The sequence below is a fragment of the Streptomyces sp. NPDC052012 genome, assembly GCF_040689265.1.
In the GTDB taxonomy this organism is placed as follows: domain Bacteria; phylum Actinomycetota; class Actinomycetes; order Streptomycetales; family Streptomycetaceae; genus Streptomyces.
The window spans coordinates 130,796-143,915 of record NZ_JBFAXA010000012.1 but is presented as its reverse complement, the minus strand read 5'-3'; the positions used below and the strand labels follow the sequence as shown (position 1 = coordinate 143,915).

15 protein-coding genes and 1 tRNA gene are annotated in these 13,120 nt (G+C 71.5%); 6 read left to right on the top strand and 10 right to left on the bottom strand.

What is annotated here, in order from left to right:
- Positions 1-20: 20 nt before the first annotated feature.
- The 3 genes from AB0412_RS20790 to AB0412_RS20780 all read left to right on the top strand — a co-directional run bounded on the left by AB0412_RS20790 (position 21) and on the right by AB0412_RS20780 (position 3,425).
- Entirely contained in the window at positions 21-1,382 is a 1,362-nt protein-coding gene (locus AB0412_RS20790) for a peptidoglycan-binding protein (protein WP_366404060.1), read from the top strand.
- A gap of 167 nt (positions 1,383-1,549) precedes the next feature.
- Positions 1,550-2,695, top strand: a complete 1,146-nt coding sequence (locus tag AB0412_RS20785; RefSeq protein ID WP_366404059.1) for an SPFH domain-containing protein — start codon at positions 1,550-1,552, stop codon at positions 2,693-2,695.
- A 124-nt stretch (positions 2,696-2,819) separates the two neighbouring features.
- A complete protein-coding gene (locus AB0412_RS20780; RefSeq protein ID WP_366404058.1) occupies positions 2,820-3,425 on the top strand; it encodes a lytic polysaccharide monooxygenase in 606 nt (201 codons plus the stop codon).
- Positions 3,426-3,473: 48 nt separating this feature from the next.
- Here AB0412_RS20780 and AB0412_RS20775 read toward each other — a convergent pair.
- The 6 genes from AB0412_RS20775 to ehuB all read right to left on the bottom strand — a co-directional run bounded on the left by AB0412_RS20775 (position 3,474) and on the right by ehuB (position 7,764).
- Positions 3,474-3,547 (bottom strand) — tRNA-Lys (locus AB0412_RS20775).
- A gap of 179 nt (positions 3,548-3,726) precedes the next feature.
- Positions 3,727-4,479: an IclR family transcriptional regulator C-terminal domain-containing protein gene (locus AB0412_RS20770; RefSeq protein ID WP_366404057.1), complete on the bottom strand. Its 753-nt coding sequence runs from the start codon at positions 4,477-4,479 to the stop codon at positions 3,727-3,729.
- Positions 4,480-4,717: 238 nt separating this feature from the next.
- Positions 4,718-5,509, bottom strand: a complete 792-nt coding sequence (gene ehuA, locus AB0412_RS20765; RefSeq protein ID WP_366404056.1) for an ectoine/hydroxyectoine ABC transporter ATP-binding protein EhuA — start codon at positions 5,507-5,509, stop codon at positions 4,718-4,720.
- Positions 5,499-6,149: an ectoine/hydroxyectoine ABC transporter permease subunit EhuD gene (ehuD, locus tag AB0412_RS20760; protein ID WP_366404055.1), complete on the bottom strand. Its 651-nt coding sequence runs from the start codon at positions 6,147-6,149 to the stop codon at positions 5,499-5,501. Before ehuD ends, ehuA begins: the two co-directional genes overlap by 11 nt.
- On the bottom strand, positions 6,146-6,850 hold the full coding sequence (gene ehuC / locus AB0412_RS20755; RefSeq protein WP_366404054.1) for an ectoine/hydroxyectoine ABC transporter permease subunit EhuC: 705 nt from the start codon (positions 6,848-6,850) through the stop codon (positions 6,146-6,148). The genes ehuD and ehuC overlap by 4 nt, the downstream gene beginning before the upstream one ends.
- Positions 6,847-7,764 carry an ectoine/hydroxyectoine ABC transporter substrate-binding protein EhuB gene (ehuB, locus tag AB0412_RS20750; protein WP_366404053.1) on the bottom strand — a complete coding sequence of 306 codons (918 nt, stop codon included), beginning with the start codon at positions 7,762-7,764 and terminating at the stop codon, positions 6,847-6,849. Before ehuB ends, ehuC begins: the two co-directional genes overlap by 4 nt.
- Positions 7,765-7,861: 97 nt before the next feature.
- On the opposite strand from ehuB, the gene AB0412_RS20745 reads away from it, so the two are divergent.
- Entirely contained in the window at positions 7,862-8,356 is a 495-nt protein-coding gene (locus AB0412_RS20745; RefSeq protein ID WP_366404052.1) for a DUF3830 family protein, read from the top strand.
- Here AB0412_RS20745 and AB0412_RS20740 read toward each other — a convergent pair.
- Together AB0412_RS20740 and AB0412_RS20735 are read right to left on the bottom strand one after the other, a co-directional pair.
- Positions 8,337-9,749, bottom strand: a complete 1,413-nt coding sequence (locus tag AB0412_RS20740) for an amidase (protein ID WP_366404051.1) — start codon at positions 9,747-9,749, stop codon at positions 8,337-8,339. The two genes, AB0412_RS20745 and AB0412_RS20740, sit on opposite strands and share 20 nt — an antisense overlap.
- A 17-nt stretch (positions 9,750-9,766) precedes the next feature.
- A complete protein-coding gene (locus AB0412_RS20735) occupies positions 9,767-10,714 on the bottom strand; it encodes a D-2-hydroxyacid dehydrogenase (protein ID WP_366404050.1) in 948 nt (315 codons plus the stop codon).
- 171 nt (positions 10,715-10,885) lie between these two features.
- Between AB0412_RS20735 and AB0412_RS20730 the strand changes: the two genes are divergently transcribed.
- Both AB0412_RS20730 and AB0412_RS20725 read left to right on the top strand, forming a co-directional pair.
- Positions 10,886-11,689 (top strand): aspartate/glutamate racemase family protein, encoded by an 804-nt coding sequence (locus AB0412_RS20730; RefSeq protein ID WP_366404049.1) that lies wholly within the window; start codon positions 10,886-10,888, stop codon positions 11,687-11,689.
- On the top strand, positions 11,686-12,417 hold the full coding sequence (locus AB0412_RS20725) for a decarboxylase (RefSeq protein WP_366404048.1): 732 nt from the start codon (positions 11,686-11,688) through the stop codon (positions 12,415-12,417). The genes AB0412_RS20730 and AB0412_RS20725 overlap by 4 nt, the downstream gene beginning before the upstream one ends.
- Positions 12,418-12,440: 23 nt before the next feature.
- Here the strand turns inward: AB0412_RS20725 and AB0412_RS20720 are convergent, their stop codons facing one another.
- Together AB0412_RS20720 and AB0412_RS20715 are read right to left on the bottom strand one after the other, a co-directional pair.
- Entirely contained in the window at positions 12,441-12,827 is a 387-nt protein-coding gene (locus tag AB0412_RS20720; RefSeq protein WP_366404047.1) for a VOC family protein, read from the bottom strand.
- Positions 12,824-13,117, bottom strand: coding sequence for a metalloregulator ArsR/SmtB family transcription factor (locus AB0412_RS20715; RefSeq protein ID WP_366404046.1), 294 nt, complete (start codon positions 13,115-13,117; stop codon positions 12,824-12,826). Before AB0412_RS20715 ends, AB0412_RS20720 begins: the two co-directional genes overlap by 4 nt.
- Between the last annotated feature and the right edge of the window lie 3 nt (positions 13,118-13,120).

The following is a 13,120-nucleotide window of genomic DNA, read 5'->3' as shown; positions in this document are numbered from 1 at the left end:
GGAAATGTGAGGGGAATCGCATGGAGTCGCCGGTATTCGAGGAATTCGAGCCCGCGAACGACTGCGACTGCCCCGGATGCGTGCACTGGCGGCGCGTCCTTCCCCATTCCCGGGGCGGTCCCTCGGCCGGTCATCCGGCGGCCCGCCGGGCCCTCGTCGTGGCCACTGCCGCCTCCACGGCGATCGGCGCTCCCGCGGTCCCCGCCCTGGCCGCTCCGCCTCCTGTCCCGGCACCCGCCGACACGGGCATTCCCGCAGGCGAGGGGTCGGATACCCCGCAAGGCCCGAAGGCCCCGCTGCACGGCCCCGGAGGACATGCCGCGCCGTCGGCCGCCCCGGTGGAGATCCGCGCGATCACCCGCGCGGAGATCATCAGGAGGGCGCGGAAATGGGTGACCGAGCAGGTTCCGTACAACATGAACGGGTACTGGCCCGACGGTTACCGGCAGGACTGTTCGGGTTATGTCTCGATGGCCTGGAACCTGCCCCGCAACGAATGGACGGGCAGTCTCAAGAAGTACGCGGAAAAAATCACCAAGGCCGAACTCCAGCCGGGTGACATGCTGCTGTTCCACAATCCGGCCGACCCGCTCCAGGGGTCCCACGTAGTTCTTTTCGGCGGCTGGACCGACGCCACCCGTACCGCCTACGTGGCCTACGAGCAGGCCCGGCCGCGCACCCGGAGCAAGGCCACCCCGTACGCCTACTGGAGCAACTCCGGCCGCTACGTCCCGTACCGCTACAAGGGGGTGACCGGCTCCGCGGCGGCCCCCGGCCCGGCCGCCGTGCCGCGCCGGACGCCCTTCCCGGGGGCGGCGTCTTTCGGCCCCGGCGCGTACAACAAGTACGTCACGGAGCTCGGCCGCATGCTCGCCGGCCGCGGCGGAGCCCGTTTCTACACCGTGGGACCCGGGCCGCGGTGGACGGAGGCGGACCGCAGGGCGACCCGGGCGTTCCAGCAGGCGCAGGGCTGGCGGGGCACCGCCGCGGACAGGCTGCCGGGGCCGGTGACCTGGGAGCTGCTGGTGACGGGCCGGGGCAAGGACATCCCGCGCGCCACCAAGAGCGGAGCTTCCGCTTCCGTCGTGCCCGCGCCACCCGGGCGGCCCGCGGGCGCCGCCCCGGCACCCTCCTCGCACGGGGTGCCGGGCTATCCGGGACGGGCGATGTTCCGCCCCGGCGCGAACAACGCGTACGTCACCCAGCTGGGGCGGCAGCTCGTGAAGAAGGGGTTCGGCCGGTACTACACCACCGGTCCGGGCCCGCGCTGGAGCGAGGCGGACCGCCGGGGCGTCGAGGCCTTCCAGCGCGCCCAGGGCTGGCGCGGCGGCGCGGCCGACGGCTACCCGGGCCCGGAGACGTGGCGCCGGCTGTTCCTGTGAGCGGGCCGCGGTGAGCCCGCACCTAGGCCCGCATCCGCGAGCCCGCATCCGCGAGCCCGCTCCTTGTGAGCCCGCTCTTCCCGCGAACACGGCCGGGTCCCGTCCCCGTGACCCGGCCCGGATCACCCTCTGATGTGACGCATCTGGCGCGGAGGCTGGAGGCACGCATGACCACGACCACCGACCACACCCCGGAGTCCGGACCTGAGCCCGAGCCGCCGCCCGCGCACGCCCCGGCGCCGCCCCGGGCCGCCCGGCTCATCCACACCGAGTCGACCACCGAGATCCCCGTCCATCTGCTGTTCCGGGACGACCCCGACCCGGCGCCGGTGCACCTGCGGCCCGCCGTGGTGGGCCGCCGCCAGGGCACGGGGGAGCAGCCGCGGCTGCGCCGCCCGGCCCCCGAGCGGCCACGGCCCGCCGTTCGGGTCGACCCCGAGCTGGCGGAGCGGCCCGCCCGGGTGCTGCCCGGTGCCGCGGGGGTGGCCGCCGGGCTGTGCGGGGCGGCCGGGTGCGTGGCCGCGTCCTGGTGGGCGGGGGTGCTGCCGCCGCTCGCGGCCGGGGCGCTCGGCCTTCCGGTGTCCGCGCCGGCGGCCGGTCTCGGTCCCGCGCAGTGGGCGGCGTACGCGGGCGCGGGTGCGCTCGGGCTGTTCGGCTTCGGGGGACTCGCGCGCGGGAGGACCGGACGCGCCTGGGTGCTCGGCCTGTTCGGCCGCTACCGGGGGACGGTCCGGCGCACCGGGCTGCTGTGGGTGAACCCGCTGCTGCTGCGCCGCCGGGTCGACGTGCGGCTGCGGCACTGGCGCAGCGAGCCGATGCAGGCGGCCGACCGCAGCGGGGTCGCGCTGCGGGTGGTGGTCCTTGTGGTGTGGCGGGTGCGGGACACCGCGCGGGCGACGCTCGGGGTCGAGGACCATGAGACGTACTTGCGCGAGTGCGTCGAGGCGGCGCTGCTGCGGGTCCCGGTGGAGGCGCCGGGGGCGGGCAAGGGTGCGATGGAGTCGGCGCAGGACGCGCTGACCCGGCTGGTGGCGGAGGACACCGCGCCGGTGGGGGTCGAGGTGTTCGCGGTCCGCCCGGTCCGGGTGGAGTACGCCCCCGAGGTGGCCGCCGCGATGCACCGCCGCCGGATCGCCGCGCTGGACGCCCAGCACCGGGCGAGCGTGCTCACCTCGGTCGTGGACTCGGTGGAGGACACGGTGACCCGGCTGACCATGCGGGGGCTGGTGGAGCTGGACGACTACGAGCGCAAGGTGCTGGTGAGGGACCTGACGGTGGCGTTCTGCGCGGGCCGGGGCGACACAGGGGCGTGAACGGCCGGGGAACAGGTCCTCGGATTGGTATGGACATGTTCAACTAGCGGCAATACGCTGACCCTTGGTCTAGACCTAGTGCACGGCTCACTGAACTTCCCCCACGTTCTCCAGGAGCGGCAGCATGCGCACACGGACCAAGCTGTACGCAGCCGCGGTGGGACTGGCCACGACCGGAGCGCTCGTGCTCTCCTCCGGCGGGGCCAGCGGCCACGGCTACACCGACCTGCCGATCAGCCGGCAGAAGCTCTGCCAGAACGGCACGGTCACCAACTGCGGTGCCATCCAGTGGGAGCCGCAGAGCGTCGAGGGCCCGAAGGGCTTCCCCGCCTCCGGGCCCGCCGACGGGCAGATCTGCTCGGGCAACAACACGCGGTTCGCCCAGCTCGACAGCCCGAGGACCCCCTCGGGCGGAGCCTGGCCGACCACCCGGGTGACGGGCGGCCAGAACTACACCTTCCGGTGGCAGTTCACGGCCATGCACGCCACCACCGACTTCAAGTACTACGTCACCAAGCCGGGCTGGAACCAGAACCACAACCTGTCCCGGTCCGACCTCAACCTCACCCCGTTCCTGACCGTCCCCTACAACGGTCAGCGCCCGCCGCAGACGCTCTCGCACAGCGGCAGGCTCCCGTCCGGGCTCAGCGGCCACCACGTCATCCTCGCGGTGTGGACGATCGCCGACACGGGCAACGCGTTCTACGCCTGCTCGGACGTCACCTTCTGAGCCCACGCGAAGAGGGGCCTCTCGCTCCCACGAGAGGCCCCTCACCTGTGCGCCGCCAGGGACTCGAACCCCGGACCCGCTGATTAAGAGTCAGCTGCTCTAACCAACTGAGCTAGCGGCGCATGACCCACGCCGTCCGCGTCCCCGCGGGCGGCGTCGACGTAAATATTACCCGGTCGCAGGGTGTGCTTCTGACCAACGCCAGGTGGACCCACCTCAGGGGCGCGGGGCTGTGCTCGATTGTGCGGCTACCGCCGCGCGGGCGCGACCAGCCCCCACTCAGCCGCACCCGAACGACGACCTAGATCGCCAACGACAGAAGCACAGGTGCCGCATTCCGATTCAGGGTGTCCGCGGCTTCCCGCAGCCGATGCGCGTGCTCCACCGGCAGGGACAGCGCAAGGCTCCCCACCGACGCCCCCGCCGTGATCGGGACAGCCGCACACACCGTCCCGACCGCGTACTCCTGGAGATCCAGCACCGGCACGGTAGGCGGCTGCGCCTCCAGCCGGGACAGCAGCAGCTTGTCGCTGGTGATGGTGTGCGAGGTGAGACGCGCCGGCCGGTGCCGGGCCAGATGATCGCGCCGGCCCTGATGATCGAGCTGCGTGAGCAGACTCTTGCCCGCCGCCGTCGCGTGAGCGGACACACGGAAGTCCACCCACTCGTTGACCTTCGGGGTGGCCGGGCCGTCGGCGTACTGTGTGACCCTGACCTCGCCGTCGACGTACCGGGTCAGATACACCGCGGCGCCCACGCTGTCCCGCAGCCGGTCCAGGGTGCGCTGGAGCTGATCGCGCAGGGCCCGCTCATGACCCCGGGCGGCGCCGAGGCGGGCGAAGGCCTCCCCGGGTGCGTACGCCCCGTCGGCGAGCTGCTCGACGTAGGACTCGCGGACCAGCATCCGCAGCAGCGCGGCCAGCCGCTCCGGTCCGAGACCGGTCTCGCGGGCGAGCCCGGCGTCGCCGATCCCGCCGGTGTGCCGCGCCACCGTCTCCAGCACCCGCAGGGCGCTCTGGACCGAGCGGTACGGCGCGGTCGGCTCCAGCCTCATCACTGCTCACCTCGCACTGCGCTCGCTCCGAAGGGCCGCAATCCGGTCGGCGAATCCCCTCCACGATAGCCGTCAAGCGGCCTGTACGGAGCGGGTGTTGACGAGATTGCGGCCCTCGGACGGCCCTCGGTGCGGGCCTCTCAACTGCGGCGCCGATCCGCTGGCATATGCCAGAGGGATGCCCCGGCGCTCCGACCTCGGACGTCTGCCCGGACGCCGGTCCGCGCACGGCCCGTAGTCACAGGACCGCGCTGAGAAACTCCCGGGTCCGGTCGTGCTCCGGCTCGTTGAAGATCTTCTCCGGCGAGCCCGCCTCGATCACCCGGCCCGAGTCGAACATCAGCACCTTGTCGGAGATGTCCCGGGCGAAGTTCATCTCGTGTGTCACGCACAGCATCGTGATGTCCGTGGAGCGGGCGATGTCCCGCAGCACGTCCAGCACACCGGCGACCAGCTCCGGATCCAGCGCCGAGGTCACCTCGTCCAGCAGCAGCACCTGCGGCCGCATCGCCAGCGCCCGGGCGATCGCCACCCGCTGCTGCTGGCCACCGGACAGCTGCGCGGGGTGCTTGTCGACGTGGTCGGTCAGCCCGACCATCTCCAGCAGCTCCCGCGCCCGCTCCTCGGCCGCGTCCTTGGACATGCCGAGCACGGTGACCGGCGCCTCGGTGATGTTCCTCAGCACCGTCATGTTCGGGAACAGGTTGAACTGCTGGAACACCATCCCGATCTTCTTGCGGACCTCGCGGACCTGCTTCTCGGGCGCCGGGAACAGCTGCTGCCCGTCCACGGTGATCGTGCCCTCGTCGGGCTTCAGCAGCGTCATCAGCAGCCGCAGGATCGTCGTCTTGCCCGAACCGGACGGACCGATCAGCGTGACGTGCTTGCCGGCGTTCACGGAGAAGTCCAGGTGGTCCAGGACCGTGTGGTCCCCGAACCGCTTGGTCACCTGCTCCAGCCGGATCAGCTCGCCCGTGCTCCGCGGACTCTCGGGCTTCTTGTCGAAGGGGGCGTGGGTGTCAGTGGACAAGGCGTCGCTCCAGGGCTCGCAGGGCAAGGGAGGCCAGGTAGGAGATGACGATGAACGCGAAGCCGATCACCGTCAGGGGCTCGGTGAACTGGAAGTTCTGCTGCGCGAACAGCCGTGCCTCACCGAGCATCTCCAGCACGGTGATGGCCATCAGCATCGGCGTGTCCTTCAGCATCGAGATGACGTAGTTGCCGAGCGCGGGCACCACCCGGCGCACGGCCTGCGGCAGGATCACCACGGTCCACGTCCGGCGCAGCGGCAGGTTCAGCGCCGTCGCCGCCTCCCACTGGCCCGCCGGCACGGCCTCGATACCGGCGCGGTAGACCTGCATCGTGTACGTCGAGTAGTGCAGGCCGATGGCGAAGACACCGGTCGTCAGCGCCGAGAAGGTCAGGCCCCACTCGGGCAGCACATAGAAGAGGAAGAACAGCTGCACCAGCAGCGGGGTGTTGCGGATGAACTCCGTCACCGCCCCGACCGGCCAGGTCACCCAGCGCGTCGGCACCCGCATCAGCAGCGCCCACACCAGGCCCAGCGCGAACGAGATCAGCGAGCCGAGGACCAGGATCTGCAGGGTGACGATCAGGCCGTCCCAGAAGTGCGGCATGAAATCGGAGACCGCGCTCCAGTCCCACTTCACGAGACACCACTTCCCTCGGGTACGCGTACGGAGGCCGTCGTCTGCTTCTGCGGCGCCTTCCCGAGCCCCGCCTTCAGCTTCTTCTCCAGCCCGCGCATGATCCGGGTGAGCAGGAAGGCGAGCACGAAGTAGATCAGCAGGATGTACGTGTAGATCTCCGCGCTCTCCTGCAGCGCGAGGCGCACCAGGTTGCCGCTGAAGGCCAGATCGCCCATGCCCATGATCGACACCAGCGCGGTGCCCTTGAGTAGCTCGACCAGCAGGTTGGAGAACGGCGGGATCATCTCCGGCACCGCCTGCGGCAGCAGGATCAGCTTCATCCGCTGCCAGGGCGTGAAGCTCAGCGCGATACCGCCCTCACGCTGCGCCGGGTCCACCGCGGCGAGCGCCCCGCGCACGATCTCCGAGCCGTACGCGCCGTACGTCAGGCCGAGCGCCAGCGTGCCCGCCCACAGCGGCACCAGCTGCCAGCCGAAGGCCGGGGGCAGCACGAAGAACACCCAGAAGATCATCACCAGCGCCGAGGTCCCGCGGAACACCTCGGTGTACAGGCCCGCGAGGAAGCGGACGACCCACAGCCGGTGGGTACGCGCGATGCCGACGACGAAGGAGACCGCCGTGGCCAGCAGCGCGCTGAGGACGAGCAGCTGGATCGTGACCCAGACGCCCTTGAGCACCAGTTCCCAGAGTCCAGAGGTCATCCGCCGCAGAGCTCCTTCGCGGTCAGATCCGTCATCTCCGCCTCCGTGAAGCCGAACGGCTTGAGGATGCGGAGCAGCTCGCCGCTCTCCTTGAGCTTGTGCAGTTCGGCGTTGAAGGCGTCCCGCAGCTTCGTCTCGGTCGGCCGGAACGCGAAGGCGCCGCCGTCGACATGCGGTTTGCCGTCGACGATCGGCTTGAACGGTTCCGTGACCTCCGCCTTGGCGGACTTCTTGACCACCTCACGGGTCGTCAGCGCCGTACCGGCGAAGACGTCGACGCGTCCGGCCTCCACGGCGTTCAGCCCGGCGACCTGGTCGGGGACGATCAGGATGTCGCTCTCCTTGTAGCCGGCCTCGACCGCGTACTGGATCTCCGCGTATCCGGTGCCGGTGGCAAACTTCGCCTTCTTCTCCACGACGTCCTGGTAGTTGTGCAGCCCTTTCGGATTGCCCTTGCGCACGATGAACGCATCGAGCATCTGGTAGTCGGGGTCGGAGAAGATGACCTGCTCGCAGCGCTCGGGATTGACGTACATCCCGGCGGCGACGACATCGAACTGCTGGGAGTTCAGGCCGGGAATGAGCGAGCCGAACTCGGTCGGCACCGGCTGGACCCGGTCCACACCGAGGCGTTTGAAGATGACCTTGGCCAGCTCCGGCGCCTCGCCGGTCAGTTCGCCGTCCTTGTTGATGTAGCCGAAGGGTATTTCGCCGGCTATGCCGAGCCGGGCGACGCCCGCCGCCCTGAGCCGGTCCAGCAGGTCGCCGCCGTTCGCGGCCGCCTCGGTCGGCACGCGTGAGCAGCCCGCCGCGCCCAGCGCGCCGAGCGCCGCGACCCCCGCGAGCAGCGACCGGCGTGAGGGCCCTGACGAAGGTCCGCGTCGTCTCAGTGGTTGTCCCAGTGGTGGAGCCATGGCGGCGCAGCTACCCGAAGCGATGCGAGTTATTCCGGCCAGTTTCGGCCCCGTTCGGCGGTGGGGCGGTCTTGACCGGCACGGGACCATGGAACACATGGCTGACCGATACATCGAGGTCTCGCTGGTCAAACGCGGAATCACCGGGACCGCGCGACTGCTCGACGACCGGGCGCCGATCACCTGCGCGGCCGTCTGGAATTCCCTGCCCCTGTCCGGCGACGTCTACCACGCCAAGTACGCACGCAACGAGATCTACGCCCTTTTCCCGCCGTTCGCGGAATCGGAGCCACCACTGGAAAACCCGACAGTCACCCCTATCCCGGGAGATCTCTGTTATTTCTCCTTCGCGGGCGCGGAACTGGGCACCAAGGCCTACGGATACGACCGCGAGGTCCGGCCGGGCACGACGGTGGTGGACCTGGCCCTGTTCTACGAGCGGAACAACCTGCTGTTGAACGGCGACGTCGGCTGGGTGCCCGGCATCGTCTGGGGGCAGGTGGTGGAGGGCCTTCCGGAGCTGGCCGACGCCTGCAACGACCTGTGGCGCACCGGCGCGGCGGGGGAGACGCTCAGCTTCCGCCGGGCCTGACCCCGGTCGCCACCCCCGCCTCGTACAGCGCGTGGGCCGCCCGCAGCACCAGGGGGTCCTGGTGGCGGGCGGCCACCAGCTGGAGCCCGACGGGCAGTCCGTCGGCGTCGGTGCCGACCGGCACGCTCGCCGCGGGCTGCTGCGTCATGTTGAACGGGTAGGTGAACGGCGTCCAGCCCGTCCAGCGGCGGTGGCCGGAACCTTTCGGTACCTCGGTGCCCGCCTCGAACGCGGTGATCGGCAGCGTCGGCGTGACCAGCAGGTCGTAGGTGTCGTGGAAGCGGCCCATCCGCCGGCCCAGGTCCATGCGGACGTCCACCGCCGCCAGATAGTCCAGCGCCGAGTACCGGGCGCCCGTACCGCAGATCTCCCGCAGGCCCGGGTCCAGCAGCTCCCGCTGGTACCGGGTGAGGTGCTGCACCACGCGGGCGGCCCCCGAGAACCACAGGGTGTGGAAGGCCTCCACCGGCTCGCTGAAGTCGGGGTCGGTCTCCTCGACGTACGCCCCCAGCGCCGCCAGCCGCTCCACCGCCCGCCGCACCGCCGACGCCACCGCCGGCTGCACCGCCACCTGCCCGCCCAGCGACGGCGAGTACGCCACGCGCAGCCCGCGCACCCCGCCCGCGAGCCCCTCCGTGAAGGAACCGGGCGCCGGTCCGAGCGCCGACCAGTCACGGGAGTCCGGACGACCGATCACGTCCATCAGCAGCGCCGCGTCCTTCGCGTCCCGGGTCATCGGCCCGACATGCGCGAGCGTGCCGAACGCGCTCGCCGGATACAGCGGCACGCGCCCGTACGTCGGTTTCAGCGCGAAGATCCCGCAGAACGCCGCCGGGATCCGGACGCTGCCCCCGCCGTCCGTGCCGAGCGCCAGCGGGCCCGCGCCCCGCGCCACGGCCGCCGCCGCGCCGCCGCTGGAGCCGCCGGCGGTGCGCGCCGGGTCGTGCGGATTGCGGGTGATCCCGCTGAGCGGGGAGTCGGTGACGCCCTTCCAGCCGAACTCGGGGGTGGTCGTCTTGCCGAGGAACACCGCGCCGTGCTCCCGCAGGCGGGCCACCGACGGGGCGTCCTCGTCCCAGCGGCGCCCCTCCGGGTCGATGGTCAGGGAGCCCTTCAGGGTGGGATGGCCGCGCAGCAGCAGGATGTCCTTCACCGTGACCGGCACCCCGTCGAGCAGCCCGCACGGCTCACCGCGCCGCCACCGCTCCTCGGACTCGGCGGCCTGTTCGAGCGCGTCCTCGGCGGTGACGCGCACGAAGGCGTTCAGCTCCGGCTGGATCTCCTCGGCCCGGCGCAGGGCCGCGCGGGTGGCCTCCACGGGCCCGAACGCGCCGCTGCGGTAGCCGTCGAGCAGGTCCACGGCGGTCAGCTCGGTGAGGTCGCGGTCAGTCATCCACCCTCCCGGGGACGTCAGTGTCCGGGTACATACCCACGCTGCTTGTCGACCACGTTCACCAGGGGCTGTCCCGCCGCCCAGCGCTCGTACAAGTCCACGAACTGCGCCGCGAGTTCGTCCCGCCAGCCGATCGTGTCCCCGCTCATGTGCGGCGACACGATCAGGCCGGGGACCTCCCACAGCGGGCTCTCGGGGCCGAGGGGCTCGGATGCGAAGACGTCCAGCGCGGCGCCCGCGATCCAGCGCCGCCGCAGCGCCTCGGCGAGGGCCTCCTCCACGACCAGGGGGCCGCGGCCGACGTTGACGAAGTGGGCGGAGGGCTGCATCACGCCGAAGCGGCGCGCGTCGAACATGCCCCGCGTCTGCTCGGTCAGCGGCGCCGCGGCGATCACCCAGTCCGCGCGGGCGATCAGCCGGTCCAGGTCGTCCGGACCGTGCACGCCGGTGCGCGGGGTGCGTCCGACCAGCGCGGTCGTGACGTCCAGCGCCTTCAGCGTCCGGGCGACGGCCCGTCCGATCGGCCCGGAGCCGACCACCACCGCCCGGGTCCCGGCGAGCCTGCGCGACTCCCGGTGCCGCCAGGTCCGCTCCCGCTGGAACTGAAGCGTCCGCGGCAGGTCCTTGGCCAGCGCCAGCACGAGGGCGGCGACGTACTCGGCGATCGGCTGGTCGAAGACCCCGCGCGCATTGGTGACCACCGTGTCGGAGGCGGCGAGTTCCGGACACATCAGATGGTCCACGCCCGCGCTCGCCGTGTGCACCCAGCGCGGCCGCGGCCCGTCGCCGGGCCAGGCCTTCCGCACGGCGTGCGAGGTGAAGTCCCAGACGAGCAGGACGTCGGCGTGCGGCAGCCGCTCGGCGAGCGTGGACTCGTCCGCGTGCTCGATCCGCACCCGCCCGGTGAGCCGGCCGAGCCGGGGCAGCGGCTCGGCGTCCAGGACGAGCAGTGTCGGGGTGGTCATGGGCCGCCGTTTCTCCGCGTGGGCCGGGGCTCTCCCGGGATGTGCCGGGCGTCTGAGATGCGCGGATTGACCACGCTCGCACCCCAACCTACCGTCGTCAACACGGGCGTATCCGCGAACCGTTGTGTGGCTCTTCGCGTGCTCTTCCCCCAGCGTGAGGCCGGTGCTGTCATGGACGTCTCCTTTCTCGGTGGACCGAGCCCGCAGCGCGGGGTCGGTGTGGTCGCCCCCTTCGACTTCGCGCTGGACCGCGAGCTGTGGCGCTGGGTGCCCGACGAGGTGTCCCTGCACCTGACCCGCACCCCGTACGTGCCGGTCGAGGTGAGCCTCGACCTGGCGCGGATGATCAGCGAGCACGAGACCCTCGGGGACGCGGTGCGCACCCTCACCGCGGTCGCGCCCGAGGTCGTCGCCTACGCCTGCACGTCCGGCAGCTTCGTCGGCGGCATGGTGGGCGAACGGGCGATGTGCGAGGCGATGAGCAGGGCCGGCGCGGTCCCGGCGATCACCACCTCGGGCGCGCTGCTGGAGGCCCTGGTGGAGCTCGACGTACGGCGGGTGGCGCTGGTGACGCCGTACACCGTGTCGGTGACCCGGGCGCTGGAGGGCTATGTCGCCCAGGCGGGCGTCACGGTCACCGGCTGCGCGTTCATGAGCCTGACCCGGCACATCTGGAAGGTCACCTACCGCGAGGTGGTCGACATGGCCCGGCGGGCGGCGGTGCGCGGCCGGCTCGGCGCGGCCGACGCGCTGTTCCTGTCCTGCACCAACCTGCCGACGTACGACGTGATCCCGCAGCTCGAGGCGGAACTGCGCATACCGGTCATCTCGGCCAACCAGGTGACCATGTGGGCGGCGCTGCGCCGATTGGGTACACGCGCGGTGGGACCGTATCAGGCGCTGATCGACCCGTCGGCGCGCTCCGGACCCGTGCAGCAAATGCCGGAAGAGAAGCAGCAGGAAGGCTGGACATGACCGCACTGGGCATCCTCTACCCGGGCCACTCCGCCGAGGACGACTATCCGCGCATCGAGCAGCTGCTGGGCAGCGACGTACGGGTGGACGTCGTGCACACCGACATCGGTGAGGACGCGCACCGGGTGGACGCGCTGCGGGAGATGGGGTCGGCCGAGCGGCTCGCGGCCGGCGTCGAGGAACTGCGGCACGCGGGCGCCGAGGCGGTGGTGTGGGCCTGCACCAGCGGCAGCTTCGTGCGCGGCTGGGAGGGAGCGCACGAGCAGGTCCGCACCCTGGCCGTGGCGGCGGGCATGCCGGCCTCCTCCACGTCCTTCGCCTTCGTCCACGCGGTGCGCGAGATCGGAGCGCGCAGGGTCGCCGTCGGCGCGACCTACCCCGACGACGTCACCGCCCTCTTCGCGGACTTCCTGCGCGCGGGCGGCGTGGAGGTGACCGGCGCGCGCAGCTCCGGGATCATCACGGCGGCGGAGGTCGGCACCTGGGGCGAGGACGAGGTGTTCATGCTGGCCCGCACCGCCGACCGCCCCGACGCGGACGCCCTGCTCCTGCCCGACACGGCCCTGCACACCGCGGCCCACATCCCCGCCCTGGAGAAGGACCTCGGCAAGCCGGTCCTCACCGCCAACCAGGTCACCGTCTGGGAGGCCCTGCGCCTGGCCGACCGCCGGGTCAACGCACCGTCGCTGGGAGCGCTGTTCACCCGGGAGCCGATCGTGCAGGTGTGAGGCGCGCGGGAGCCCGCGGGGCCCTACTTGCTGTGGACGATCTGGATCAGATTCCCGCAGGTGTCGTCCAGGACGGCGGTGGTGACCGGGCCCATCTCGAGGGGCTCCTGGGTGAAGGTCACGCCGAGGGCGCGCAGCCGGTCGTACTCGGCCCTGACGTCGTCCACGGCGAAGGACGCCGCCGGAATGCCGTCCTGGACCAGAGCCGTCTTGTAGGGCCGCACCGCGGGGTGGCCGGACGGCTCGAGGAGCAGCTCGGTGCCGTCCGGGTCCTCCGGGGAGACCACGGTCAGCCAGCGGTCCTCGCCCATCGGGACGTCGTGCTTCTTCACGAAGCCCAGCACGTCGGTGTAGAAGCGCAGGGCCTTCTCCTGGTCGTCGACGAAGACGCTGGTCAGGTGGATCCTCATGGGGTGCCTTCCCGGGGGTCGGGGCGGAGCCATCGGGTGACGATGTGCTCCAGGGGTTCGGTGTTCAGGTCGTGGAACTTGTAGCGGCCCTGGCGTCGGGTCCGCACGAGGCCCGCGGACTCCAGGACGGCCAGATGCTGGCTGATCGCCTGGCGGGACAGCCCCAGCCCGTGCTTGGTCACCAGTCGCGTGCAGATCTCGAACAGCGTCTGGCCGTCGCGTTCCACCAGCTCGTCGAGAATGCGCCGACGGGTCGGGTCGGCCAGCGCCTTGAACACATCCTCCGCCATGAC